Origin of the sequence: Natrinema salaciae (genome assembly GCF_900110865.1) — an archaeon.
GTDB lineage: Archaea > Halobacteriota > Halobacteria > Halobacteriales > Natrialbaceae > Natrinema > Natrinema salaciae.
The window spans coordinates 329,505-355,245 of the sequence record NZ_FOFD01000003.1; the positions used below are offsets into that span (position 1 = coordinate 329,505).

A 25,741-nucleotide genomic window follows, 5' to 3' on the forward strand; every position below is an offset into this window, starting at 1 on the left:
CGGGAGGCGACTACTTCTCCACCTCGAGCAGCGCGACCCGCTCGCGAACCAGCGCCGCCAGCGGTGCGTCGGTGGCCGCCCGCTCGGCGTCGGTCACGTCGAAGAAGTCGCACAGGGTCTCGGTGTCCTGGGGGTCGAGCGTCGACGCTCGCTCGCCGAACGCGTCCAGCGTTTCGAGATCCTCGACGGCGGCCGCTTCGGCCTCGGCGGCGTCACGGCCGCCGTCGACGAGCACGACCGCCGGGGTCTCGCCCTCGTCGACGCCCATCTCGAGCGCGCGATCGATCTGCCGGCGGCCGGCGGCGTACAGCAGGATCTCCACGGCGCGATCCCGGGCGACGTTCTCCCCGCGTTCGATGGCCCGATCGGCCAGTTCGACGGCCCGCTCGAGGTGCCGCCGATCGGCGACGTACCGAGCGTCGAAGGCCTGAACCGTCGTTTCGTGGCGGTCGCCGATCGCACCGATCTCGGCCACGAACGAGTCGAGATCGTCGATCTCGAGGCGGCATTCGACTGCCTCCATCAGAAATCACCCAGACTCGCCTGGCTGTCGTCCGCGTTCGCCGTCTCCGTCGCCGCCGTCTCGTCGCCGTCGGCATCGTCGCTCGAGTCGACCACTCCGCCGTCCTCGCTCTCGGTCGACTTCGGCTCGACGCCGTCCATCGACGGGTCCTCGCGGCCGGCGTTCTCGAGGATGGTCTCCGCCGTCTTTTCCCCCTTGAGCACGTCGAGCACGACTCCCTTGTCCGCAGTTCGCAGGTCGGCCGGCTCCTCGATTCCCGCGTCGGCGAGCCGACGGGCACGCTTGCGGCCGACGCCGCCGACCGAGACCAGCTCGAGGAGGTCCTCGCCGACCCCGTGTTCGACGCGGGCGCGGGCCTCCCGAACCGCGACGGTCCACTCGCTGTCGATCTCCGCGGCCAGCGACTCGGCCGCACCGAGCAGCCACTCGGCGGTATCGACCTTCCCGCGGAGGTCGCCCGGTCCGATCTTGTACCGGTCGGTCAATCGTTCTTCGTCCGTTTCGTCGGCCCAGTCCTCGAGCAGTTTGCCCGTCTTGAGCGCGGACAGCCAGTCCTCGAAGCGCTCCTCCTCGAATTCGCTGGGCGCGTCCCCCAGCAGCTCGGCCTCGCGCTCGTAGAAGAGCTCGCCGTATCGTTCGTCCTCGCCGGAGCGCAGGTAGAGTTCGTACATGTCCGGCGTCCGGGAGACGAGCTGGTAGAGCCCGAGCGCGGTCGGCCGTTCGTCGGCGCGCTCGAGCCCGTGGACGATCTCGGCGGCGCTCATCGGGTCGAGGTAGAGCCGCGAGACGGTGTGGCCGAGGCTGGTGGCCGCGAGCGCCTCGTCTCGGTCGCCCTCGGCGAGGTCGGCCGCCGTGGTGAACGCGCCGTCGGGATCCTCGTCCGCGTCGTCGCCGTCCCCGCCGTCGCGCTCGATGAAGTCGTTCGACTCGAGGTACTGCAGGACCGTGTCGGTCACCGTCTCCAGCCGGCCGGCTTCGGTCGACTGGCTCGCGTACAGCGTCGCCTCGAGGAACTCGAGCAGCCCCGCTCGCGTGCGAGCGAAGCCGGAGGCGATGGTCGCGAGGACGTGGGTCCGCAGGGCGGGCTCGGCCGCCAGCTTCGAGCGGACTGGCTCCGGATCGGCCCAGACGTAGCGGTCGAACAGCTCCTCGCTCTCGTCGTGGCTCGTGGCCAGGAGCACGGCCTCGCCGTAGGGGTCGAGCCCCGGGCGGCCGGCCCGCCCCATCATCTGGTGGACCTCGAGCACGTCGAGCGGAGCCATCCCGCCGGCGCTGGGGTCGAAGCGCCGCCAGTCGCGGACGATCACGCGTCGTGCGGGCGTGTTCACCCCCGCGGCGAGCGTCGGCGTCGCGGCGATCACCTTCAGGAGCCGGTCCCGGAAGGCGTCCTCGACGATGCCCCGCTGGGTGCTCGAGAGGCCGGCGTGGTGAAACGCCGCGCCGCGTTCGACGGCCTCGGCGAGGTCGGTACTCGTCTCGGTGTCGCTGTCGTCCCGGATCTCGTCGGCCAGCTCCGTGAGTTCGTCCTGCTCCTCGGCGGTCAGTTCGGTCTGCGAGACCTGCCCCAGCCGCCGCGCGGCCGCCTCGGCGTTCCGTCGGGAGTTGACGAACACGAGCGAGGAACCGCCCTCCTGGAGGATGTCCCGGACGAGGGCGGCCTCCTGTTTTTCGCTGCCCTCGACGGGGACCGCTCTGGTCGAGCCGTCGTCGAAGTTCAGGGCGTTCCCGTAGTGGACGCCCATCCGGAGGTCGATCGGTCGCCAGTCGGTATCCACGAGTGCGGCGTCGAGCCAGTCGGCGATCTCGTCGGCGTTGCCCACCGTCGCCGAGAGCGCGACCTGCTGCATCCCCGGGTTGAGCTTGCGGAGTTTGGCGAGGGTCACCTCGAGCGTCGGGCCACGGTTCCGGTCGTCGATGAGGTGGACCTCGTCGCTGACGACGCAGGTGAGGTCCGAGAGCCAGTCGGCCCCGTTGCGCACGAGCGAGTCGACCTTCTCGCTGGTGGCGACGATGATATCTTTCGTCGCGAGCCAGTCGCTGGTGCTCTCGTAGTTGCCGGTCGTCACGCCGACCGTGACGCCGAACCGTTCGTAGGCCTCGAACTCCGCTTTCTTTTCGCTGGCGAGCGCCCGCAGGGGGACGATGTAGAGCGCCTTCCCGCCGCGTTCGATCGCCGACAGCATCGACAGCGCGGCGATCATCGTCTTCCCGCTGGCGGTGGGAACGGCGGCCACGAGGTTCGCTCCTTCGGTCGCGCCGGCCTCGACCGCCTCGGCCTGCGGCGGGTAGAGCGCCTCGATCCCCTCGCTTCGGAAGTGGTCGAGGGCACCGGCCGGGAGCCCCGTCAGCTCCTCGATATTCATTACCCGCCTTTGGCGCGTCCACTGGTTTAAACTGTCGTCTCGGACGCCGGCCGGCGGTCCGCTCGAGGCCCCCACGAACGACCATCCCTGCGCGGCGGTAGACCGATGAGGTCGGCGACCGAAGCGACGGCCATGGTCGAGTCCGATCCCGCCCGCGTCCTCGTCCCGACGCTCGGCCGTCCGCGGGAGGACGACGCGCTCGCGTACGCCCTCGAGACGTTCCCCGACGCCGAGATCATCCTGCTCTCCGTCACGACGCCGCTCGACGCGTCGCTCAGCGAGGGTGGCGTCTTGGAGCGCACCGAGGAACGGACGGCAGCGGCCCGGGCCGCCGCCGACACGTTGCTCGAGTCGGTCGCCGATCCCGACGGGGCGGACCGCGTCCGGATCGAGACGGTCGAGGGACGACCCGGTACCGTCGTTCCCCGATACGCGTCCGAGGAAGGGATCGACCACGTCGTGATCTCCGGCTCCGGACGCGGGTCGGCGGGATTTTTCAGGCGGTTTCTCGGCCGCAGTATCGCCGCCACCGTCGTCGAACGCACCGCCGAGCCGGTGACGGTCCTCGAGTGAGAGCACGCTCGAGTGGCCCCCGTTTTACGCACCGGCGACGGTTGCGAACAGTCGGTAGAGTCCGTAACTCACGACGACGGAACTCCCCAGCGTTAGCAGCCAGAAGGCGATCGTGACGCCGACCTTACGCCGCGAGACGCCCGCCGAGCCGCCGGCCAGCCCGCCGCCGATGACCCCGGAAAGGACGATGTTGTTCAGCGAGATCGGAATCCCGAGCGCGATCGCCAACTGGGCGATGATAAAGCCCGGAACCAGCGCCGCGATCGACCGCCGCACGCCGAGCTGGGCGTACTCCCGGGAGGTCGCCTGCAATAGCCGCGGCGCCCCCATCCAGGCCCCCGCGAGGATGCCGGTCGCACCGATCGCCAGCAGGAGGGTTCCCGGCAAGCCGAGTTCGACGCGGAAGAGGTTCTCGAGCGGGCCGGTCGCGAGCCCGACCTGCGAGCCGCCCGAGGAGAAGGCGACGATGCCGCCGAGGACGAGCAGGAACGAGCGGATCCCGCGCTCGACGGAGACGCGGACGCGTTCGCGGACCCAGTAGAACGCCACCAGTCCCGCCCCGATCGTCACGAGGACGGTGCCGAGGTCGACGCCGGAAACGACCGTCGGGCCGCCGCCGACAAGCTGGGAGACGAACCGGGCGAGGGTGCCCTGATCGGCGTCCGGATCGGGGATCGCTCCGAGCCGGACGTTGGCGAGGATCGCGCCGACGACGCCGGCGAGCAGCGGGACGCCGACCGTTTCGGGGACGTCGTCCCGTCGCAGGATCGTCGCCGTCGCGTACGCCAGTCCGCCGGACATGATCGGTACGAGCAGCCAGAACGTCCCGAGCCGACGGTAGGTCGCCATCGCCGGGTCGCCGCCCAGCGAGAGGCCGACGCCGACCATCGCGCCCGTCGTCGCGAACGCCGCCGGAATCGGATAGCGGGTGTAGATCCCGATCGCCATGAATCCCGCCGCGGTCAGCAGGCCCGCGGTAGCCGCCAGCGGCGTGATCGTCACGCCGTCGATCAGGTCCGCGCCGACCGTCTCGGAGATGCTGCCGCCCTGCATGAGCGCACCGGCGGCCGCGAGCAGCCCGATGACGAACGCCGCTTGCATCGTCGAGATCGCGTTCGCCCCGATCGCCGGGGCGAACGGCGGCGAGTTGCTGTTCGCCCCGAGCACCCACGCCATGAACAGACTGGTGAGGATAGCAGCCCCCACCAGGACCGCGAAGGACAGTGCGACCATTCCGTCTCTCGTAGGCCGTCGTTCAACGACCGGCTGCAAAAGCGTTCCCTCGGCGATCGCCCGCCCGATCACGGCCGCCGTCGCTACCTTCCCGCGGCGTCCGTCCCGGTCCCCTTCTCGAGTACTGCCCTGTAGTGGGCGTCTCCGTCGCTTCGCAACACGTCGCGCACGCGCCACGGCGTTCCGATACCCGCCTCGCGAAGCCGGGCGGGCGAGCACAGCAGGAACTGCAGCGTCCGCCCGACCTCGCGGTCTCGCTCACCGCCGTCCGCCTCGCACGCGAACTCGAGGTGGAAACACCGGTGTGCGACTCCGTCGCGGGGATCGGACCGGTAGCCGAAGAAATCGTCGTCCAGTCGCGTCGGATCGTAGTTGTCGACGACGGCCACCCCCGACCCGTCGGTGACGCGAGCAAATTCGCCGAGCAGTTCGCCGATCCCGGCCAGCGAGCGGCCGAGCCCGACCTGCGTGCCGATCGCGTGGACGGCACCGAACGCGTCCGTTTCGACCGGCAGGTCGAACATGTCGCCGACGAGGACGCTCTCGAGGCCGCGCTCCGCGGCTTCGCCGCCTCGCAGCCCGCTCGAACGGGACGTGGAGCGTTGCTCCACGCAACTCCGCCTCGAGGTCCTGCGGACCTCGCACCGCTCCCGGGCCGTTCGTACGGCGTTCGGGCTCGCATCGACCCCGACCGCGTCGATGCCGCGATCGGCCCACCACAGGAGGTGTTTCCCCGCGCCACAGCCCACGTCGAGCACCGGTTGGCAGTCCGACAGCCGTTCGAGTAGCTCGATCGTCTCCGGGTCCCACGACGCCGGACTCGAGAAGTAGAACGCAGCCACGGTCCCGTCCTGGACGTCCGCGCCGTCGCGATAGGTCAGCCGACCCGGCTCGTCGTAGTGGTGAGCGAGCATCGCTCGTCCCAGCGGGTCCGCCGGGCGCGAGTCGGCCGGTTCGGAATCGTCCCGCTCCATGCTCGAGTCGAGGGTCCGATCAGTAATAAAATCACGATGACATGTGGTTTCTGTTATCGTGTATCGCACCTACTGGTCACGACGTTCGCGACGCCGGTGCGATGGCGTTTCGCGCGGCTGCCGACCGCTAACGATTTACGCGGATCGGCCGAACGATCGCTCATGAAGGTCGAATTCGACGAGGACACCTGTATCGGGATGTTCCAGTGCGTCGCGGAGTGGGACGCGTTCGAGAAGGACGAGTCGAGAGGGAAGGCGATCCTCGCGGACAGCGAGGAGGTCGAGGACGGGGTCTTCGTCCGCGAAGTACCCGCGGACGCGGAGCTCGACGCGAAGTTCGCCGCCCGATCCTGTCCCGTCGACGCGATCACGATTTACGACGACGACGGCGAGCAGTTGATCCCCTGAGTCCGGTCGTCCGCGTTCTCGCGTCCTCGTTTCTCATCGCCCCAGTGCCGCGTCCACCAGTTCCGACTCGACGGTCCGGAGTAGCGTCGACGCCGCGCTCTCGGAACACTCCAGTTCAGTTGCGACGTCCGCGAGCGAGCCGCTCCGGGGCACGTCGTAGTACCCCACCGCCCGGGCCGCCTCCATCGCCTCGAACTGACGCGCGGTCAGCCTGCCCGCGAGCGTCTCGGCCCTGTGCCGGTGGTCGCTCACTCGGTCCACGTCGATCTCGACGTCGTCGGGGACCCCCTCGAGCAGGCTCGCCAGCGCATCGGGTTCGCCGAGGACGGTCACGTGGACGGTGCTCGATGCGGTGTAGACGACCGGCGGGACGATGACGAGCCCCGGTTCGTCGAAGGCACGCATCAGCCGTTCGTCGGCGGCGCGAACGTCCATCACGGCGTAGGCGTAGAACGTGTCCTCGTCGATCGGCATGATCTCGAACCGGTGGACGACGTCCAGTTCCGTCGCCACTTCTCGGGCAGCCTCGCGGTCGCCGGCGATCACGGAGAGAAACCGGACTCGCTCCGTCTCGGGATCGACGTGCCACGAGAGCAGTTCCTCGCGGTGGACCTCGAGTCCGTCCTGGGACTGCGGAACGGGAAGCGCCATCCACTCCGGCAACCGGAGCGTCAGATCCGTCGACTGCATATCGGCCCCTTGCGGGCCAGTATAAAGAAGTTCATAGCTTCGGGCGAACGCCGACCGTCGCTCCCGCGCTACGTTCTCGTATGTCCGAGACGCACTCGCGACGGACCGACGGCTCGACCGCGGAGACCGATCGACCGGGCGACGACCTGCCGCCGGGACCCCGCGGACTCCCGTTGCTCGGGAGTACGCTGTCGATCGCCCGCGACCCGCTCGGGTTCGCCGAGTCAGTCAGGGAGTACGGTGACGTCGTCGCCTACGAGGCGTTCGGCACCGAGTTCGCGGCCGTCTTCGATCCCGATATCGTCGAGACAGTGCTCGTCTCGCGAGCCGACGAGTTCCGGAAGGGCGAGTTCGAGATTGGGTTCGGGGAACTCATCGCCCCCGACGGCGTGGCGTTCACCGAGGGCGAGCGGTGGCGTCGCCAGCGGCAACTGTTGCAGTCGTCGTTCACCCCGGATCGGATTCGGTCGTATGCCGACGACATGGTCGCCGAAGCGGCGGCGCTGGTCGACGACTGGGACGACGGTGAGTGGGTCGACCTCTCGCAGGCGCTCTCGCGGTACACGCTCCGCGTGCTCGTGCGGACGCTGTTCGACCGCTCGCTCGACGACGATCACGCTGTGACGGTCAGGCGAGCGACCGAGGCGCTGTCGGCGTACGCCTCTCCCCAACAGTTCGCCGTCCAGTCCGTGCTGCCCTCGTGGCTGTCGACGCCCACCGAACGCGAGTACGAGGCCACGATGGCCGATCTCGAGGCACTCGTCGACGACCTGGTCGCGGATCGACGCGGGCGAGACGGGGTGACGGACGCGGCGACCGACGATCTCCTCTCGGTGCTGGCCCGCGCCGAGTACCCGGACGGCTCCCCGCTCTCTCCCGACGAGGTCCGGGATCAACTCGTCACGTTCCTGTTCGCCGGCCACGAGACGACCGCGACGGCGCTCACGTTCGCGTGCTGGCTGCTCGCCGGCAGTCCCGCGATTCGAGCGGATCTCGAGCACGAACTCGAGACCGTCCTCGGCGACCGGGAGCCGGCGTTCGCCGATCTCCCCGCGCTCGAGTACACGGAGGCCGTCGCCAGAGAGGCGATGCGGCTCTACCCGCCGGTGATGGCCCTGTACCGCGAACCGGTCGAGGCGACGACGTTGGGCGGCTATCACGTCCCGGGCGGGACGACGCTGCAGCTTTCGGTCTACGGCATTCAGCGGGACGAGCGGTGGTGGCCGGAGCCGACGGCGTTTCGGCCCGAGCGCTGGCTCACGGACGGGGACGAGAGTCCGACGCTCGCGATGGACGCCGACCGGCCCGAGTACGCCTATTTTCCGTTCGGCGGCGGCCCCCGCCACTGCCTCGGAATGCGGTTTGCGATGACGGAACTCACACTCGCGCTCGCGACGATCGCTCCCCGCGTCGAGTTCGATCGCGGTACCGAGCGTCTCGAGCCCACCGTCGAGATCACGCTCGACCCCGGAGAAATCGCGGTTCGCGTTCGAAAACGATAGCCGACGACGCCTGCGGCGGTGGCCGTCTGAGTCGCGGACTCGCCGTCCCCGATACCGTCTCACTCGGGGGCTCGAGTGGGTTTTCGTCCGCCTCCTGTTCACTCGCCGGTGGAAATCCCCCGTGACCCGTATCGCGAGGTCACGTCGGCGGCCTCCGACCGCGACAGAGCAGCCGATCCGGACGTCGCCCCTTCGACCGTCATGTATCCCACTGTCTCGGGATCGTCGACGGGACGGCCCTCCACGCTCCGTTCCTGTTCGACGAACACCCTGACGCTGCTACTCAGGAGATCCGAATAGCGCAGCCCCGCGGGTTGGTCGTCGTTGAACGTCTGCATGTCGGCCATGAATCGCGGCTCCTGGTAGGTCCCATCGAACCCGACCCTCGTCCGCGTGTGATCGACGCCGTCTACCGTTCCCATCTCGAAGCTCGTCCCGTAGAGCGACGCGGTTCCCGGTTCCATCACGATGGCACCGATTCGCTCCGCCGGGTGTTCTTCGCGTTCCGCCAGTTCGCGCTGGACCCGCCACTCGACGCTGGCCGTCCCGAGGTTTCGCTGCCGCGAGACGATCGGGAACTCGCTCCGGAACGTCTGGGGCTGGGCGAGTACGACCGGCGTTTCGTCGAACGCGTGACCGAAGTAGGCCGTTTGCCACTCGTGGTCGATCCCGTCCATGTGTCCGGCGACGATCCGGGAGCCGTCGGGAAGCGTGTGAACGCCTCGCTCCATGACGACCCAGTGCATCGTCTCTTCGTTGGCGTGCCGCCCGGGGCGGTACAGCCACTCCTCGATCTTGAACTCGAAACCCGTGGACGCGACGTTCCGGAGACGGATATGACACTCGTGGGGGCCGTTGTGAGTCAGCGGCTTCATGACGACGACGGGGTCGTCGTATTCTTCCTCGAACTCGACCTCGTGCCAGAACGCACGCTGTGGCTGGCTGGCCGTCTCGGTTCCGAATTCGGCGACCGGGCCGGTGACGATGTTGTCTTCGGCCGAGACCGACCCGACGACCGAACCGAGGGCGACGCCGGCGGCGATCCCGCCGAGAACGCGACGCCGCGTGGTGGTCGACCCGCCCGAAGTCTCGAACCGCGGTTCGTTCGATTCGTGCTGTGCATCCCGTCCGACCGGTTTTCTTCCATCGGACATTGCGATCGGTTATTTTATTCCGTAGTATATATGCGCTATACTCGTTCTCAAATACTAAAAATAGTAATAAATTATAGATATAATTGATCCAGACGGCGGCTGAAATCCCCGCTCGATCGGGACGCCTGTCGCACTCTACGCGCAGCACTCGAGCCGATCCCCGCCCCCGGTCGGCGTCCGTCCGAGGCCGCCTCGAGTAGCGGGTCGTCGGCCTCGCACGGCGTACGACCCGTGCCGCTGCGAGCGGGCGGGACGGTCGACGAGTAACGAGTCGCGCGAGTTTCACGATGGACAACTGTTCTCCGACCGGTTCCGTCTCGTCGTCGGGTACTTATCGACTCTCTATTTTTCACGCCCGGTTCGGTAGCATCGAGCAACCGTCTGCCCCGCAGGACGCGGGCGGGCGGAACGGACGTGGAAAACGTGACCCGAAAGACCCAACCCACCGACAGTACAGACGAGAAACCGCTCGGGAAGCCCACCGACACCCCGTCTGCCTCCCGTCAGCGTCGGACCGATTCCGGTAGCGATCGCGTATCGGACCGCACATCCCGAGGACGCAGCTCTCGACGCGGATTCCTGCACGTCGGCGCCAGCGCACTGGCGGCGACGGCCCTCTGTGGTACCACCGTCGCCGCGCAGACGACCGACACCCGATCGTGCGGTTCGTTCGATACGATCGACGTCGGCGACGGCGACTTTCTGCTCATCAACAACGATTGGGGAACCGACGCGGCCGGCGGCGACGTCGAGATGTGCATCTGGGCCAACGACGACGGCACGTACGGGTTCGACTGGGACACCAGGACGACCGAGGGCGAGCCCAACTACCCCCAGGCGCTCGTCGGAACGAAACCGTGGGGCACTGACACCGGGGCTGATCCGTTCCCCGTTCCGCGCGGCGAGGTCGCGGAACTCGAGTTGACGTACGATGTCGACCTCGAGATTACCGGCGAAAACTGGAACCTCGCCGAGGAGTGGTGGCTTCTGGACGGCCAGCCGAACCCGAGTGGGTCACACGTTCAGGAGATCATGCTGGTGCTCGAGTGGGGCGACGAGCACACGCACGGTCCGCCGGCCGAGCCGGGTGCCATCGAGGACGCCCATGGAAACGTTATCGACCACTGGGTGAGCTACGACAGCGGCGGCACCAACGCGGACTTTCATATCTTCAGACTCGCCGAGGGGTCCGCCTCGGGGACGGTCGATCTCACGGCCATCATGGAGTACGTCTCCGATGAGGTCGGTGTGAGCGACGACCTTCTGCTCAGCGGTATCGAACTCGGCACCGAGTACTGGGCCGGTACGAGTGGTGACGTCACGTACAACACGTTCGACGTCACGATCAACGGACAGACGTACTCGAGTGGCTCCGACGGCCAGGACGGTTCCGACGACGACCAGGGCGGTTCCGACGACGACCAGGACGGTTCCGACGACGACCAGGACGATTCCGACGACGACCAGGGCGGTTCCGACGACGACCAGGGCGGTTCCGGCGACGGCCAGGACGGTTCCGGTGACGACCAGGACGGTTCCGACGACCAGGGCGACTCCGACGATGGGTGTGGTTCGTACCCGGCCTGGGACCCGAAGCCGGTCTATACGGACGGCGATCGAGTCACCCACGACGGCACCGTCTGGGAGGCCCAGTGGTGGACCCAGAATCAGGAGCCACGGAACGAAGACTGGTACGTCTGGCAGCCGGTCGAGTAGTCAGCCCGTCGGTATCGTCGGCGCTCGAGACGAACCGGATCGTCTCGGCTTCCGTTTGCGTCGCAGGTTGGGGATATCTGGTTGCAGTGGGCGGCTGGAGGGTCGATCGCGGATCGATTCGCAGCGGCGACGCGGTTTCGGTGCTGTCCGCGCCGCACAGCCGGAACCGGTGTCGACCGCTTACGAGATTTCGTCGTACTGATCCGAGAGCTTCTCGGCGGCCTCGCCGAGCTGGTTGCGCTCGTACTCGGTGAGGTCCCACTCGACGATCTCCTCGACGCCGTCGGCACCGAGCCTGACCGGCACGCCGAAGGCGGTGTCCTCGTGTCCGTACTCGCCCTCGAGTGTGACGCTCGCGGGAAGCACTTCACCGGTATCGCGCAGGATGGCCTCGACCATGTGGCCGACGCCGGTCGCCGGCCCCCACTGGGTCGCGCCCTTCTTCTCGATGACGTTCATCGCCGAGGTCTGGAGCTCCTCGAGCAGTTCCTCCTTTTCGTCCTCGTCGAACTCGGGGTCCCGGCCGTTCACCCGCACTTTGGAGAAGACGGGGACCTGGGCGTCGCCGTGCTCGCCGAGGATGGTGGCCTCGACGTTTCGGACGGGGACGTCGAAGCGCTGCGAGATGACGTACCGGAATCGGGCGGAATCGAGCCGGCCGCCGAAGCCGATCACCTTCTCGCGGGCGCGGTCACCGGTTTCGTAGAGGTGCCGGTTCAACAGATCGACGGGGTTCGAGGTGGTGACGGTGACGAAGTCGTCGTTGTGCTCGGCCAGCGAGGACACGATGTCCTCCATGATGGGCGCGTTGTCCCCCGCCAGATCGATCCGGGTCTGTCCCGGCTGACGCGGGATACCCGCCGTGATGACGACGACGTCCGACCCCGCGGTGTCCTCGTACCCTCCCTGTCGGATCGTCGTGTTCGCGTCGTAGGCCGCGCCGTGGTTGGCGTCTGCGGCCTGTCCGATCGTGTCGTCTTCCTTGTCCGGAATGTCCACGAAGACGAGCTCGTCCGCAACGTCCCGAAGCGCGATGTTGTAGCCCGCAGCGGCCCCGACCGTCCCGGCCGCCCCGACCACGCTAACTTTCGTCATACCACGTACTGCTACCCCGCCCCGCGCGTTAAATCCGTCGAAATGTCCGAATTCGTATATATGTGCCGACGGCCGCCCTCGCGCCGAAATCGTCTCGAGACCGAACCGATCATATTCGACGACCGCGGCCACTCGGGTATGCGCGTCAGCGTCATCGGCGGCGGAACGATCACGGACGAACAGGCGGCCCGCGCCGAGGCGGTCGGGCGCGAACTCGCCGCCCGCAGCCACACGGTCGTCTGCGGCGGTCGCGGCGGGACGATGGAAGCGGTCTGTCGCGGGGCGAAACGCGAGGGCGGGACCACGATCGGGATCCTCCCCGGCGACCGCGCCGACGCCGCGAACGACTACGTCGACGTCCCCGTCGCGACCGGCCTGGGCCACGCCCGGAACGCGCTCGTTCCACTGAACGGCGACGCGGTCGTCGCGCTCACCGGCGGCGTCGGCACCCTCTCGGAGATCGGCTTCGCCGGCATCTACGACCGACCCGTCGTCGGCCTCGAGACCCACGACGTCTCCGCACTCGGGATCGACCTCGAGACCGTCGACACGCCGTCGGAAGCCGTCGATGCGGTCGAAGCCGCCCTCGAGCGCCGATCCTGACGCCCCCGGACCGTCGCGTCGGGATCGGTCCCGGAACCATCATTTTCGCGGCGCGTCTCGGTTCGCCTATGGCTGATTCGACTCCCGCCGATCCGTACACCGTCCGCGAGGAACTCCCCGACCCCGAGACCTTCGCCGCGTTGCGCGAGGCCGCGGGAATGACACCGCGGTCGCTCGAGGGAATCGAACGCGGTCTGCCGAATTCGCTGTACGGCGTCGTCGCGGTCCACACCCCGACCGACGACGTCGTCGGAATGGGCCGCATCGTCGGGGACGGCGGGACCGTCTACCAGATCTCCGATATGGCCGTCCACCCGGATCACCAGGATCGAGGGCTCGGCACGCGAATCATGAGCGCGCTCGAGGCCTACATCGAGGACGAGACCCCGCCGCAGGCGTACGTGAACCTGCTTGCCGACGTCGACGGCTTCTACGAACGATTCGGCTTCGAGGAGACCCGCCCCGCCTCGAAGGGGATGTACCGGCGGACCGAGTAGCGGTCGGCGACTCGACCCGCGTGTACTCGAGCGTTCTCAGCGTCGGTACTTCCTTCGCAGCTTTTTCGACGGTCCGGCGTCTCTAGACCAGTATGAGCGACTTCGACAAGGAAGCCGAACGCGAGAAACTCCGGGAGAAGTACGAACAGGACAAGGAGGAGCGGAAGGCGACCCAGCGGATGAGCGACCTGTTGCTCAAGGGCGCGACGATGACGAACGCCCACTGCGGGACGTGTGGCGACCCGCTCTTCCAGCAGAACGGGACGACGTTCTGCCCCAGCTGTCACGGCAATCCCGACGCCGTAGAGGGGACGGACCTCGAGGCGCAGCCGGCCGAGGACGGGGCTACCGCCGACGCGAACGCCGATACCGGTGCTGAGCGGACCGATGCCGACCGAACCGGTGTCGACGCGGCGGCGTCGACCGCGGACGCCACCGACGAGACCGCCGGCTCGACCGCAGCCGAATCGGACGCGAACGCCGAGACCTCGACCGCCGGTCGACCCGACGGCCAGCAAGGCCGGGACGCGGGAACGGCCCCGAGCGCGTCGGCCGACGATCCCCAGCCTCACTCGAGGCCCTCGCCGACGCGAGCCGAGCGACCGGAGTCGTCACGGACCGACGCTGCCGCAGCCGATCGCGGCCGCTCTCCCGCGTCCGGCGACCGCCCGTCGGAATCCGAGCCGTCCCGGCACGCCCCCGTAACGAGCCCGTCGGTCGACGGCGACCTCGAGGCTGCCCGCGACGCGCTCGTCCGGTCTCTCGAGACGTTCGCGAAAAAAGCCGCCGCGACGGACGACCCCCGCTACGCGACGGAGTGTCTCGAGGCGGCCCACGAAGCCGGTGAGGCGCTGTCGAGCTTGCGCTAACGGGCTCGCGACGCTGCACCGCTCGCGAACTCGCGTTCCGCGCCCTCGAACCGTCGTGAGCCGTCGTCCGGTCGACCGATCCGGAGACGAATCATCTATCAATAGATATATATTTGGTGCGTTCACATCATTGATTAAGACTTTACGAGGGGGATGGATCGGCGGCTGCGTGCGCCGATCTACGGGTATCGTCGTTCGCCCTCCGCGTTCCCAGGCCCGTCCCCTCGTGAAGCAACGGACTCACAACACCCAACAATGGCACTCGGATTCGTCGTCCTGCTTACGGTACTCGTCGTCTGCAGCGGACTCGTCGGAACCTGTGCGATCTGTCTCGATCGGACCGCCATCAGTCGAACGGCGGCCGAACTTGATCACCGTTTCGTCGAAATCTCCCCGTATCTCGCCGTAACGGGGGTGTTCTTCCTGGCGAAACGAGCGACGCACGGGCACAGTTTACGGCTCTCGCGCGCCCTCGACTGGGACCTCACCGCGGAAATATACGCGCTCGAAGGGGAGTTCGTCGCGTTCCTCCAGACCGTCGTCCCCCAGGCCACGCTGGAGTTCTTCTCGGCGATGTACATGTTCGGGTTCCCGTACCTGCTGGTGACCGCGCCGATCCTCTACTTCCTGTTGCCGTCCCAGCGCCATCTCAAGGAACTCCTCGTCGCGTACCTGCTGAATTACCTGATCGGATCGCTCTTCTACACGCTGTTTGTCGTCTACGGACCGCGTAACCACCTGTCGTCCGTCGACGGACTGATGTACTCGTTCTACCCCCAAACCCAGGAGATGACGGCAGCAGTCTCGGCGAACACGAACGTGTTCCCCTCGCTGCACACGTCGCTGTCTGTCGTCGTCATGCTGCTCGCCTGGCGGTCGCGCCGGGAGCACCCGCGGTGGTTCCCGATCGCGTCGTTCGTGACCGCTTGCGTGGTCTTCTCCACGATGTATCTGGGAATCCACTGGTTGATCGACGTCATCGCCGGCGTCGCGCTCGGCGTCGGAAGCGTCTTCGCCGCCGAGTGGCTCGTCGATCGGGCGGAAGGCGACACCGGTCGGGTTTCCGTTCCGGACGATCGCGAGGACGGGATCGCGTCCGACGCGAGCGACTGAACCGTCCGGCGGCTAGGTGCCCGTGTAGTCGCTGCCGACGACCTCTCGAATCCGCTCGGCGGTTACCTTGCCGACGCCGTCGGCCGCCTGTAACTCGTCTTCCGTCGCGATCATCACCCCCTCGACCGTCCCGAACTCCTCGAGCAGGGATCGCGCGGTGACGGGGCCGATTTCGGCGATCGATGCGACGACGTACTCCTGCTGTTCGCTCAGGGTCTTGCTGCCCTTCTCGCCGTGGACCGAGACCTCTCGATCGGCGGTCGACTGTTCACGGCCGGCGATCACCGCCAGTAGCTCGGTCGTATCGGCCTCGCTCTCGGTTCGCAGAACGCTCGCACCGAAGTCGACGGCGAGACTCGAGAGCGCGCCACGGACCGCGTTCGGGTGGACGTCCCGCTGTTCGTACAGTCCCTCGCCCTCCACGATCACGATCGGCCGTGAGTAGTGGCGGGCCATCGCGCCGACCTGCTCGAAGACCGATCGGTCGCCGCCGACCAGCGAGTCGACGAAGTCGGCGACGGACTTCCGTTCGACGACGACCCGGTCCGAGCAGACGTAGTCGCCGACGTCGAGCGTTTCGAGGCGTACGTCCATCTCCTCGCGCCGGGAGAGGTCGCGGGCGATGTTCGCGTCCATCTCCCGCTGGTCGGCGACGACCGCAACGGTTTCGCCGTCGGCGTGTGGCTCGGGGGTGTCGACGTCCTCCTCGATTTCGTCCGCCTCGCCTCCAGTTTTCCGATCACTACCCGTTTCCGAGTTGTTTTCTCCGAATTCCTGCAGTCCCGGCCCCGCTGCAACCCCCTCGCTTCCGCTGGAGGAATCGCCGACGGCGTCGGTGTTTCCGTCGTCCCCGTCTACTTTCACTCCGCCCTCGCCCGCCCCCTCGAAATCGGCCAGTGACTGCTGTGAGTCGTCGAGTTCCTCGGCGATTTCGGGGGCCAGTCCTTTCAGTTCGCGCAGTTCGTTTTCCATCTCCTTCTCGCGTCGACGCGAGATCCAGAAGTAGGCCTCGTCGCGGGTGTCCTCCGCCATGAGGACGACGACCCGTCCCTCGGTCTGGCGTCCGGTCCGCCCCTTCCGCTGGATCGAGCGGATCGCCGTCGGCACGGGTTCGTAGAAGAGCACGAGGTCGACCTCCGGCACGTCCAGCCCCTCCTCGGCCACGGAGGTGGAGACGAGGACCTCGAACTCGCCCGCGCGGAACTCGTCCAAGACCGCCTGTTGCTGTTTCTGGGTCATCCCGTCGGAGCCCTCGCGGTCGCCCTGTCCGACGAACCGCTTCGCCTCGAAGCTCTCGGAGAGAAAGTCCGTCAGCGCCTCCGCCGTGTCGCGGGACTCGGTGAAGACGATCACCCGCTCGCCGCCCTCGAGTCCCAGGGTCTCGGCGAGCAGCATGCGGGCTTTGCTGTACTTCGGGTGGATCTCGTCGAAGCTCTCGGCTTTCCGCATCGCCTCGCGCACGCGCGGATTGGAGACCATCCGCTGGCTCGCCTTCGACGCGCCCGACGAGCGAGCCTGATTGCGCTGGCGCTCGAAGTAGCGACGGAGCGCCTCGACGCTCTGGGTCTCGACCAGCGTGACGGCCTGCCGGAGCTTCATCACCTCGGCGTGGATCGACATCCCCTCGAACCCCTCCGACTGGTCGTTGTTGATCAGCTCCTGGAGCTCGGCCCGCATCCTGTTCAGGTCCTTCTGGGACTGGTCGGGCTGGGTCGAGCTCGCGACGCCGAGCTCCTTCAGCTTCTCGAGGCGCTCTTTGATGACCTCGTTCAAGGCGTCCCGGATCTCGAGGACCTCGTCGGGGAGGTCGATCCGTTCCCACTCGACGTCGGTCTCGTGGGTGAACTCGTCGACGTCGGCGTCCTCGTCGGTCATCACCTCGACCTCGTCGATTCCGAGGTTCTCGCAGACCTCGAGGATGGCCTCCTCGTCGCCGCCGGGAGAGGCCGACATGCCCGTCACGAGGGGCTGCCGGGCGTCGGCGTGGTAGCGCTCGGCGATGTAGTTGTAGGCGTAGTCGCCGGTCGCGCGGTGACACTCGTCGAAGGTGATGTGGGAGACGTCGGCGAGCGAGATCCGGCTCCCGACGAGGTCGTTCTCGATCACCTGCGGCGTCGCCATCACGACGGTCGCCGACGCCCACGCCTCGGCGCGATCGTCCGGGCTCACGTCTCCGGTGAAGACGACGATCTCCTCGTCGGGGATCTGCAGGGCGTCCCGGTAGAAGTCCGCGTGTTGCTGGACGAGGGGCTTGGTGGGGGCGAGCATCAGGGATTTGCCGCCAACCTCGTCGAGCCGCCGCGCCGTCACGAGCAGGCTCACCGTCGTCTTCCCCAGCCCGGTCGGGAGACAGACGAGCGTGTGGTGGTTCGCGGCCGTCCCCGCGAGTTTCAGCTGGTAGAGTCGCCGTTCGAGAAAGTCGGGCTCGAGGAGGGGGTGCTCGATAGAAGCGATATCCTCGTCCGTCGTAGCCATTACCGGCCGTTCATCGGCGTCGCGAATAAGGGTTCCCGTACCGCGGTGAAAGTGGTCTCGGGGTCGGCGAGCGGCGCTACCGGGTCGCGGCGGGACGATAGTATACGTCCGTCGGTGACGTAGGAGCCGTATGGAAACCCGAACGCTCGCTCACCGCCTCCCGGACGCCGGATCGATCCTCACTGCGCTCGGCTTCGTCCTGCTGGTCAACCTCGTCGGTGCGCTCCCGAGCGTCTTCTTCTCGCCCGACACACCGTGGTTTCGGTCGCTCGAGAAGCCGTGGCTGTACCCGCCCACGATCGCGTTCCCGGTCGTCTGGACGCTGCTGTTTTCCCTGCTGGGCGTCGCGCTGTGGCTCGTCTGGCGCAGCGACGCCGACGGTCGTCGCCTCGCGCTGGGGCTGTTCGTCGGGCAGATGTCGTTGAACGTCGCCTGGACGCCCGCGTTCTTCGGGCTCGAGGCACCGCTGGTCGCGCTGGGGATCATCCTCGCGCTGTGGGCGTTCGTCGCCGGAACCGTCGTCGCGTTTCGACGGGTCGACCGCCGTGCGGCGGCGTTGCTGGTTCCCTACCTCGCGTGGGTGACGTTCGCGGCCGTCCTCAATTACGAACTCTGGCGATTGAACGCCTGAGCGACGCGTCGATCCCGTTCTCGAAACTCGGTTACTGCTCGTCGAGTGGGGGGAGCCACCACGTTAGCACCACTGCGACGGCGACGAACCCGGCCAACATGAGGTAGGCCTCGTCGAAGAACCCGCGATCGGCGAGCGCACCGAACAGAACCGGACTCAACGCCCCGATCGTCATGTAGACGGTCCGCAGGAAACCCAGCCCCGTCCCCTGCATGTCCGCCGGGAACGCCGTGGTCATGTACGGCAGCGTGATCGTGCCGTAGCCGAGGATGCTCGAGAGGAAGACGGTCCCGACGACGATCGGCCAAAACCCCTCGAGCACCGGTAGCGCGAGCAGCGAGAGGACGACGATCCCCAGCACGGGCGGGAGCGACTTCCGGATCCCGAACCGGTCGTACAGCCGGCCCGTCAGCGGCTGGACGACGATTCCCATCGCGAAGAAGGCGCTGAACAGGCCGGCGGCGACCCCCTCGGAGAAGCCCTTGATCTGGATCAGGTAGGTCGGGTAGAAGCCCGTAAACGCCTGCCAGACGCAGTAGGTCAGGACCTGGATCGCGGTCACGGTGACGATCTCGGGTCGGCGCAACTCCGAGCCGACGTAGCGGACCGTCTCGAGCGAGACGTTGTCGACGGCGCTCTCCGTGCTCGAGGTGCGCGCGGGGACGACCAGTCGAAGCCCGATCGCGACGACGGCGAAGGCCGGCACCGCGAGGCCGAAGCCGTACTGCCAGGCGTAGGCCGAGGCGATGCCGCCGGCCGCGAGGGGGAGGAGCGTGTTACCCGCCTGCCCGGCGGCCATCGTCACGCCGATCGCGGTGCCGTCGTTGTCGGGGTAGGTATCCGAGAGCGTCGTAAAGCGGGCGACGCCGTACAGCGCCGTTCCGAACCCGAACGCGGCCGTCGCGACGTACACCACGGGCGCGGAGCCGGCGACGGCGACGAGACCGAGGGTCACCGCGGAGATCACCGTGCTCGCGACGAGGACGTTCCCCTCGCCGAACCGGTCGGCGAGCAACCCGCCCGGGAGCTGGCCCAGCGCGTAGCAGAGCCAGAGGGCGGTCAGCAAGAAGCCGGCCGTCGTCAGGTCGAGGCCGTAGGCCCGCCGGAGAAAGGGGAGCAGGACGGGGTACGCGAGGCGGACGCCGATCGAGAGGAACCAGCCGGCGGCGACGGCGACCAGAATCTCGCCGCGGCCGTCCGTCAGGAAGGTCCGCACGGTCGCCAGACGGGTCCGCGCTTCGAGCAACGACACGGTTCGCTTCGCCCCTTCGTCGGGGACGGCCTTGAGCGGCCCAGAACGGTACGGCTTTGCCGTTACCGGAACCGCACGCTACGCCGGAATCGGTCCGAACTCGAGGGCCAGATACGCCAGACAGGCGGCGTAGATCGGGATGGTCAGGTTGTCGTCGACGATGTAGGTGCGGATCTCGAGGGTCACGCCGTCGGCCAGCGTCGCGCCCAGCGCGGCGGCCATCCCGGCCACGAGTCCCATGAAGGGGATCGCGATCGCCGTCGAGACGAGAAACATCGTGACGAGGACCTTCGGCGGCTTGACTCGCTGGAGGCTGTTGTCCGAGACGGCCCCGCTGATCGGATCGCCCAGCGAGAGCATCAACATCGCGGGGAGGGCGATGTCCTGCTGGAAGACCACGACGACGGCGGCCATGCTGATCATGTACAGCGCGTAGCCGGCAGGGTTGTCCTGTTCGTACTCGCGCGTGAGCACGTCGTAGAGCCGCCAGTCGAGTCCGATCTGGAGCCGGATGAACTCGAGGATGAGCGTGCCGGTCGCCAGAACGACCATGAAAATCTTGAACCGGCCCCACGTGAGCCCGAGATCGAGAGCGTCCGCGAGCAAGTAGAGGGCGACTAGCCCGGAGCCGCTGGCGTGGACGAGTCGCCGCTTCAGTTCGTCGGCCATCACTTCGTGCCTCGGGGGAGGTGACCTTCAGTCCGTCGGTTAGTTCTCCCGATACCTATATATTATTTAAAGGACGGAACGCGATCGATATCGATTCCCGCCACGTCGTCGGGCGTCTCCGTTCGATTCCGGTCGGTCGCGTCGCTTACTCCTCGAGGTCCTCGAACTCGCGGTCGCCGGCGCGGATCGCCGACAGCGTCTCCGGCAGCGCCGCGGCGGGGAGTCGCTTCTGGTCGGTCGTGTCCCGCTCGCGGACCGTGACCGTCGTCGCCTCGTCCTCGAGCGTCTCGTAGTCGACCGTCACGCAGAACGGGGTCCCGACCTCGTCCTGTCGGCGGTAGCGCCGGCCGATGTTGCCCGAGTCGTCGTAGGTGACCGACAGGCCGGCTTCGCGGAGGTCCGCGGCGATCTCCCGCGCTTCGTCCTCGAGGTCGTCGTCGTTTTGCAGCGGGAACACGCCGACGAACGTGGGCGCGACTTCCGGCTCGAGCTCGAGGAAGGTGCGCTCCTCGCCGGCGACCTCGTCCTCGCGGTAGGCGTGGTGGAGGACGGTGTAGACCAGCCGGTCCACGCCGAAGGAGGGTTCGATCACGTGCGGGACGATGTGCTCGCCTGCCTCCGTCTGCTCCTCGACCGAAAAGTCGGTCTTGTCGACGGGAATTTCGTGGGTCTCGCCCTCGAGGTCGATCTCGACGCTGTCCCCGTCGAACGCCGACCGCTCGCGGGCTGCGAGCTCCTCGAGTTTCTGGACGACGGCCTGCGCGTCGCCGCCGAACTCCGGCCCGAGGTAGCTCATGTCGGGATCGACGGTGGCGCGCTCGACGGTCTTGGGTTCGTCGTACTGCTTGAAGATCGTAAACCGGTCGCCGGAGTGTTCGGCGTGCTTCGAAAGGTCGTAATCGCTCCGGTAGGCGAAGCCGGCCATCTCGATCCAGTTGCCGTCGATTTCGCTCTCCGCGTCCCAGCAGTCGGCCGCGTAGTGGGCGCGTTCGCCCGAGAGATGCTGACGGAACCGGAACCGGTCCATGTCGACGCCGACGGCGTCGTACCAGGGCTTGGCGACGCCGAGGAAGTACGCGACCCACGGACTGGTGATGGTTCCGTCGTCGACGGCCGCACCGATCGTCGTCTCGATCTCGGTACCGTCCTCGGCGTTCTGCTCGCTCGCGGGATAGAGCGTCACCTCGACGTCCGCGACCTGCTCGAGGGCCGGCTCGTTCTCCTCGGGATCGATGAAGTACTCGAGTTCGGCCTGCGTGAACTCGCGGGTGCGGATGATCGAGCGCCGGGGGCTGATCTCGTTGCGGTAGGCGCGGCCGATCTGGGTCACGCCGAACGGAAGCCGGTTGCGCGCGTACTCCTTCAGGCGGGGGAACTCGACGAAGATACCCTGCGCGGTCTCGGGGCGCAGGTAGCCCGGTTGGGAGTCGCCGGGGCCGATGTTCGTCGCGAACATGAGGTTGAAGGCCTCGACGGCCTGACCGGCCAGCCCCGCACCGCACGACGGGCAGACCAGTTCGTACTCGGCGATGACCTCCTCCACCTCGGGAATCGGGAGGCTCTCCGCGTCCTCGTACTCGGTGTCGTCCTCGACCACGTGGTCGGCTCGGTGACTCTCGCCGCACTCCGGGCACTCGACGAGCATGTCGTCGAAGCCCTCGAGGTGGCCCGACGCTTCGAAGACGGGTTCGGGCATGATCGTCGGTGCGTCGATCTCCATGTTGCCCTCCGCGACCGCGAAGCGATCGCGCCAGGCGTCCTCGACGTTGCCCTTCAGCGCCGCGCCCTGCGGTCCGAAGGTGTAGAAGCCGCCGACGCCGCCGTAAGCGCCCGAAGACTGGAAGAAGTAGCCCCGTCGCTTGGCCAGTTCGACCAGTTTCTCGCTCGTCGCGTCCGGTTCGTTCGCGGCCGTCTCCGCGTGGTCTTGCTCACTCATAGAGCGCCTCCAGGAGATCGACGTCGCGGACGATACCGACCAGCTGCTCGCCGGTTACCATCGGAATCTGTTCGATGTCGTTGCTGATCATCCGCTGTGCGGCCTCCTGAACCGCGGTACTCACCGAGACCGTCACCACGTCGTCGCTCATGAATTCGCCGACGGACTCTGCCGGAATCTCGATATCTCGCGTCGGGAGGTAGCGGCTGCCGACGGCCTTGATCCCTTCCCAGGACCACTCGTCGTCCTGGTCGCCGAAGTTGTCGCCGGTCTCCTCCTCACCCTCGACGATGCGGGCGACGTCGATGATGTCGACCTCGGTGAGGATACCGCACATCTCCCCGTCGTCGTCCAGCGCCACGGTGTAGGGGACGTTCGCGTAGGACAGCTCGCGCTCGGCGACCGGCAGCGGCGCACCCTCGTAGGTCGTGTTCACGTTCTCGCTCGCGTACTCCCCGACGGTCCCCGCCGCCGCCTGATCGCCCGTCGCGATCGCGTGGATCACGTCCGTCACGGTGACGATCCCCTCGAACTCGCCGTCCACCACGGGCACCCGACGTGCGCCCTCCTCGACCATCGTTCGCGCGACGTCCTCGAGCGCGGTCTCGGCGGTCGTCGTCGGGAGGTCCTCTTGCATCAGCATGACGAGCTGGTCCTCGTCGGGCTGGTCGATGAGCGTCTCCCGGGAGATCAGTCCCCGGTACTCCGGCCCGTTGTCGGTCGGTTTGACGACCGGCACGGACGAGAACGATCGTTCCTGGAGGTACTCGAGCACGTCCGAGCGGGTCCCCGGTAGATCGGCGGTCACCACGTCCTCGCGAGGCGTCATCGCGTCGGCTACGTTCATATTTCCTCGATACGGCGAAAATGAGTATAAACCCAGTGTTTCAGAGTCCGGTATCCGTCCACCGTGCGACTGGTTTCCTCGCTGGACAGTCCGATTCGATGAGTTTATATGTACGTGGTTGTCACTCTCTCACATGGCGACGAACCCCCACGTAATGTCGTCCGACGATACGATCGTCGGTTCAATCGACACGACGGCTGCGAGCGACGAGTACGTTATCGCGGACATCTCCGCGGACGGTGCCTGGCTTTCCATGCAGGCGGACGACGCACCGACGCTTCCGGCGTGGCGATAATCGGGGGAGGGGGTGAAGACGAGTGCCGTTTTCGACGGATCCGGCCGCGGCGGTCGTCGCGACCGATACTGACAGACTGACAGTCGCTACTGGGGCCGTCTCGCTTCCCGTTCCGGCGCGGTCCGCGCCGAAATGCTGCCCGACGGCCGGTCGCGACACCGACCTCGAGACGAGCGGTTCGCAGCGAGGCGAATCCTCCCGTATCGTTTAGTACGCTGGGCTGGTCGCACCGCCTATGGAACGGTCTCGCCCGCGACGCGGGACGGAACCGAACTCGAGCGACGAGCTCGGATTCGACCGTGACTCGCGCGCGTCCGCTCGCGTTCTCGCGAGAGTGGTCCCGCACGCGCTCGCCCGGCGTGCGATCGACGTCTCCGTCGCGACCGATCGCGACGTCTACGAGCGAGACGAGCCAGTCGAGATCACGGCCACGTTCGAAAACCGGCTCCCGATCCCCGTCGAACTGCCGACGCCGACCCAACGCCGCTGGGGCTGGACCGTCGACGGCGAACTCGAGGCCAGCGACGAGCGGCGCTACGTGCGAGCGCGGCCCGCCACCGTCGACTTTCGCGGCGGCGAGCAAAAGCGCGTCTCGGTGACGTGGAACGGTCGTCTCGTGCGGACCCGGCACGGTAATCAGCGCGAATCCGTGCTCCCGGAGCCGGGCGAGTACGAGATTCGAGCGTTCGTCGCCACGCGGGAGGTCGACGGCGGGCCCAGCGACTCGACGACGATCGCGATCCGCTAGGGGCGTCGAATGCGGCCGCTATCGGAGCGAGGAGAGCATCGAGAGCGGCGGTGAACCGCTCCCGGAGCACAAAAGGCGGACGTCGTTCGCAACTCGCCGTGTCGGTCCGGTTCCCCGTTCGGTGGGGAACGAATCGAGTGTGGCATTCTCGGTGGTGGGTCGCTACCGGCTTACCCGGTCAGGAACCCGCCCGGCGAGACCTGCGTCTGGGGGCGGCCGGTGTCGGTCGTCTGGACGCCCGAGAACGACGGCGAGTGTTCGATCGTTCGCTGTACCTTCGCGCCGGTTTTCGTGGTCGATGCCAGGATGGCGAGTATCTTACTCATACACGAGTAAATAATAGGCTCGCCCTCTTAAGCATTATTGCGATGAACGACCGTGTTGGATAATCTTCTCTCATGCCATCAGTGCACGACTGTCATGAGATCGAAAAGCCATCAACGAATTCGATAGGCAGTCTATCGCGACTATCAGACACAGACACTGGAGGATGGTCGACTCGAGCGTCGAGTTCTCACCGTCGGTCACACGCCCAACTCATCCTCCACGAACTCGGCGAGTACCTCGACTACTCGCCACCGCCGCTGTTGGAACGGCTGATCGAAGACGTACAGAAGATCCATCAGCAGCGACCGATACTGCAAGAGACGCTCGCTACCGCTACGCAACCGAGGTGTGAGTCTTAGTTAAAGACGATTGGAAAACTATTTTACGACATAACCTACTCTATCATTTAACGGGCCCTATTGCTGTCCTCAGCCTGACAATCGTGTATGTATCGATACACGTGCTACTGTCAATTCTTGTGTTGAAAGACGCAGAGAAACGAGGAATCGAAAATTCGGTGATGTGGGCTGCAATTGTTGTTGTCTTCTCTGGGGTTGGACTCGTTATCTACCTCATCAGACGGACTATGCCTAAAAGTGAAGCTGAGGCTCCTGACGATGCAGAATCTCTACTCCCCGACACAGAGCATTCTGATGACTCATCACATACAGACGGGTGACCGAGTTATTTTACTGAACTAGTCGTTATGTGAGTTCCCTGCACTGATCACTCACTACTCATTCCAGACCGGCTCTCGATCAGTGCCACAGTCGTGCGTTGTATTCAGCACGGCTGCTGAAACCCATCACCAATTGAGGGTTTCAACAGGGCCGAAAAATTCTATTGAGTTGGTATCTCACAGCGGCGCTAGGTTCATTCACCGTAGTATTTATCCTGACTCTGGTGCGATAATCGTTCTATTCCGGCGAGGAAGTCATCGACTCACCGTCGTTACTAGAGTTGGTGTAGTATGTGTCTTGATTTACTGGAACTGACGTCCACGGTTCGGAACTCCCATTCCAGAATATTTCTGAACGTTCGATTTTATCGTAATTTATTTCAATTCCAGACATGAACGTCATACTAACTGTTGGCGACGGATAGTCACTGCGCAAATGCACTTTACCCCGAGTCAACTGGTCCAACTGCGGCGTATCAATTTCCCAGCGAAGCGGGACAGTATATGCCTCATCTTCAGTCGGCTTCGAAAAGTCAAGAACAGCCACAAGCTGATCCGCGGCAACTTGA

At 66.5% G+C, this 25,741-nt stretch carries 24 protein-coding genes and 1 pseudogene; 12 read left to right on the top strand and 13 right to left on the bottom strand.

What is annotated here, in order from left to right:
* Positions 1 to 10 precede the first annotated feature (10 nt).
* Together cgi121 and BMX07_RS11000 are read right to left on the bottom strand one after the other, a co-directional pair.
* Positions 11 to 523, bottom strand: coding sequence for a KEOPS complex subunit Cgi121 (cgi121, locus tag BMX07_RS10995; RefSeq protein ID WP_090617707.1), 513 nt, complete (start codon positions 521 to 523; stop codon positions 11 to 13).
* Positions 523 to 2,886, bottom strand: a complete 2,364-nt coding sequence (locus BMX07_RS11000) for an ATP-dependent DNA helicase (RefSeq protein ID WP_090617709.1) — start codon at positions 2,884 to 2,886, stop codon at positions 523 to 525. The genes cgi121 and BMX07_RS11000 overlap by 1 nt, the downstream gene beginning before the upstream one ends.
* A 132-nt stretch (positions 2,887 to 3,018) precedes the next feature.
* On the opposite strand from BMX07_RS11000, the gene BMX07_RS11005 reads away from it, so the two are divergent.
* Complete coding sequence (locus BMX07_RS11005; protein WP_090618426.1) at positions 3,019 to 3,459, top strand: universal stress protein; 441 nt, start codon at positions 3,019 to 3,021, stop codon at positions 3,457 to 3,459.
* 24 nt (positions 3,460 to 3,483) lie between these two features.
* Here BMX07_RS11005 and BMX07_RS11010 read toward each other — a convergent pair whose 3' ends face one another.
* Positions 3,484 to 4,692 carry an inorganic phosphate transporter gene (locus BMX07_RS11010; protein ID WP_090617710.1) on the bottom strand — a complete coding sequence of 403 codons (1,209 nt, stop codon included), beginning with the start codon at positions 4,690 to 4,692 and terminating at the stop codon, positions 3,484 to 3,486.
* 83 nt (positions 4,693 to 4,775) lie between these two features.
* Positions 4,776 to 5,666 carry a class I SAM-dependent methyltransferase gene (locus BMX07_RS11015; RefSeq protein ID WP_090617713.1) on the bottom strand — a complete coding sequence of 297 codons (891 nt, stop codon included), beginning with the start codon at positions 5,664 to 5,666 and terminating at the stop codon, positions 4,776 to 4,778.
* Between the two features lie 162 nt (positions 5,667 to 5,828).
* On the opposite strand from BMX07_RS11015, the gene BMX07_RS11020 reads away from it, so the two are divergent.
* Complete coding sequence (locus BMX07_RS11020) at positions 5,829 to 6,074, top strand: ferredoxin (RefSeq protein WP_090617715.1); 246 nt, start codon at positions 5,829 to 5,831, stop codon at positions 6,072 to 6,074.
* 33 nt (positions 6,075 to 6,107) lie between these two features.
* Here BMX07_RS11020 and BMX07_RS11025 read toward each other — a convergent pair whose 3' ends face one another.
* Positions 6,108 to 6,764, bottom strand: coding sequence for a helix-turn-helix domain-containing protein (locus BMX07_RS11025; RefSeq protein WP_090617717.1), 657 nt, complete (start codon positions 6,762 to 6,764; stop codon positions 6,108 to 6,110).
* Positions 6,765 to 6,844: 80 nt separating this feature from the next.
* Here BMX07_RS11025 and BMX07_RS11030 point away from each other — a divergent pair, with 80 nt between their 5' ends.
* On the top strand, positions 6,845 to 8,266 hold the full coding sequence (locus tag BMX07_RS11030) for a cytochrome P450 (protein ID WP_090617719.1): 1,422 nt from the start codon (positions 6,845 to 6,847) through the stop codon (positions 8,264 to 8,266).
* A 98-nt stretch (positions 8,267 to 8,364) separates the two neighbouring features.
* Here BMX07_RS11030 and BMX07_RS11035 read toward each other — a convergent pair whose 3' ends face one another.
* The gene (locus BMX07_RS11035) at positions 8,365 to 9,420 is read right to left on the bottom strand and encodes a hypothetical protein (protein WP_090617721.1); all 1,056 of its coding nucleotides are present in this window, start codon (positions 9,418 to 9,420) and stop codon (positions 8,365 to 8,367) included.
* Positions 9,421 to 9,843: 423 nt separating this feature from the next.
* On the opposite strand from BMX07_RS11035, the gene BMX07_RS25640 reads away from it, so the two are divergent.
* On the top strand, positions 9,844 to 11,136 hold the full coding sequence (locus BMX07_RS25640) for a carbohydrate-binding protein (RefSeq protein WP_139210861.1): 1,293 nt from the start codon (positions 9,844 to 9,846) through the stop codon (positions 11,134 to 11,136).
* A gap of 180 nt (positions 11,137 to 11,316) precedes the next feature.
* Here BMX07_RS25640 and mdh read toward each other — a convergent pair whose 3' ends face one another.
* On the bottom strand, positions 11,317 to 12,231 hold the full coding sequence (mdh, locus tag BMX07_RS11045) for a malate dehydrogenase (RefSeq protein ID WP_090617725.1): 915 nt from the start codon (positions 12,229 to 12,231) through the stop codon (positions 11,317 to 11,319).
* 138 nt (positions 12,232 to 12,369) lie between these two features.
* Here mdh and BMX07_RS11050 point away from each other — a divergent pair, with 138 nt between their 5' ends.
* The 4 genes from BMX07_RS11050 (at position 12,370) to BMX07_RS11065 (ending at position 15,313) form a co-directional block, all read left to right on the top strand.
* Positions 12,370 to 12,834 (top strand): TIGR00725 family protein, encoded by a 465-nt coding sequence (locus BMX07_RS11050; RefSeq protein ID WP_090618427.1) that lies wholly within the window; start codon positions 12,370 to 12,372, stop codon positions 12,832 to 12,834.
* A 68-nt stretch (positions 12,835 to 12,902) separates the two neighbouring features.
* On the top strand, positions 12,903 to 13,331 hold the full coding sequence (locus tag BMX07_RS11055) for a GNAT family N-acetyltransferase (protein WP_090617727.1): 429 nt from the start codon (positions 12,903 to 12,905) through the stop codon (positions 13,329 to 13,331).
* 92 nt (positions 13,332 to 13,423) lie between these two features.
* On the top strand, positions 13,424 to 14,200 hold the full coding sequence (locus BMX07_RS11060; protein WP_090617729.1) for an Sjogren's syndrome/scleroderma autoantigen 1 family protein: 777 nt from the start codon (positions 13,424 to 13,426) through the stop codon (positions 14,198 to 14,200).
* Positions 14,201 to 14,455: 255 nt separating this feature from the next.
* On the top strand, positions 14,456 to 15,313 hold the full coding sequence (locus BMX07_RS11065) for a phosphatase PAP2 family protein (protein ID WP_090617731.1): 858 nt from the start codon (positions 14,456 to 14,458) through the stop codon (positions 15,311 to 15,313).
* Positions 15,314 to 15,325: 12 nt separating this feature from the next.
* Here the strand turns inward: BMX07_RS11065 and BMX07_RS11070 are convergent, their stop codons facing one another.
* The gene (locus BMX07_RS11070; RefSeq protein ID WP_090617732.1) at positions 15,326 to 17,788 is read right to left on the bottom strand and encodes a DEAD/DEAH box helicase; all 2,463 of its coding nucleotides are present in this window, start codon (positions 17,786 to 17,788) and stop codon (positions 15,326 to 15,328) included.
* Positions 17,789 to 17,918: 130 nt separating this feature from the next.
* Between BMX07_RS11070 and BMX07_RS11075 the strand changes: the two genes are divergently transcribed.
* On the top strand, positions 17,919 to 18,419 hold the full coding sequence (locus BMX07_RS11075; protein ID WP_090617733.1) for a TspO/MBR family protein: 501 nt from the start codon (positions 17,919 to 17,921) through the stop codon (positions 18,417 to 18,419).
* A 31-nt stretch (positions 18,420 to 18,450) separates the two neighbouring features.
* Here BMX07_RS11075 and BMX07_RS11080 read toward each other — a convergent pair whose 3' ends face one another.
* From BMX07_RS11080 to BMX07_RS11095, 4 genes are all read right to left on the bottom strand, one after another.
* A complete protein-coding gene (locus tag BMX07_RS11080) occupies positions 18,451 to 19,671 on the bottom strand; it encodes an MFS transporter (RefSeq protein WP_090617735.1) in 1,221 nt (406 codons plus the stop codon).
* A gap of 78 nt (positions 19,672 to 19,749) precedes the next feature.
* Complete coding sequence (locus BMX07_RS11085; protein WP_090617737.1) at positions 19,750 to 20,340, bottom strand: diacylglycerol/polyprenol kinase family protein; 591 nt, start codon at positions 20,338 to 20,340, stop codon at positions 19,750 to 19,752.
* 145 nt (positions 20,341 to 20,485) lie between these two features.
* Positions 20,486 to 22,276, bottom strand: coding sequence for a glycine--tRNA ligase (gene glyS / locus BMX07_RS11090; RefSeq protein WP_090617741.1), 1,791 nt, complete (start codon positions 22,274 to 22,276; stop codon positions 20,486 to 20,488).
* Positions 22,269 to 23,123 (bottom strand): CBS domain-containing protein, encoded by an 855-nt coding sequence (locus tag BMX07_RS11095; protein WP_090617743.1) that lies wholly within the window; start codon positions 23,121 to 23,123, stop codon positions 22,269 to 22,271. Before BMX07_RS11095 ends, glyS begins: the two co-directional genes overlap by 8 nt.
* Positions 23,124 to 23,256: 133 nt before the next feature.
* Between BMX07_RS11095 and BMX07_RS24415 the strand changes: the two genes are divergently transcribed.
* Together BMX07_RS24415 and BMX07_RS11100 are read left to right on the top strand one after the other, a co-directional pair.
* The gene (locus tag BMX07_RS24415) at positions 23,257 to 23,418 is read left to right on the top strand and encodes a DUF7556 family protein (RefSeq protein WP_175480125.1); all 162 of its coding nucleotides are present in this window, start codon (positions 23,257 to 23,259) and stop codon (positions 23,416 to 23,418) included.
* A gap of 235 nt (positions 23,419 to 23,653) precedes the next feature.
* On the top strand, positions 23,654 to 24,166 hold the full coding sequence (locus BMX07_RS11100) for a DUF7974 family protein (protein ID WP_090617745.1): 513 nt from the start codon (positions 23,654 to 23,656) through the stop codon (positions 24,164 to 24,166).
* 170 nt (positions 24,167 to 24,336) lie between these two features.
* Here the strand turns inward: BMX07_RS11100 and BMX07_RS24420 are convergent, their stop codons facing one another.
* Positions 24,337 to 24,492 (bottom strand): hypothetical protein, encoded by a 156-nt coding sequence (locus tag BMX07_RS24420; protein ID WP_175480126.1) that lies wholly within the window; start codon positions 24,490 to 24,492, stop codon positions 24,337 to 24,339.
* A gap of 195 nt (positions 24,493 to 24,687) precedes the next feature.
* Between BMX07_RS24420 and BMX07_RS23750 the strand changes: the two are divergent.
* Positions 24,688 to 24,852: pseudogene (locus tag BMX07_RS23750) on the top strand (IS4 family transposase); the annotation flags it as partial.
* Positions 24,853 to 25,741: the final 889 nt, after the last annotated feature.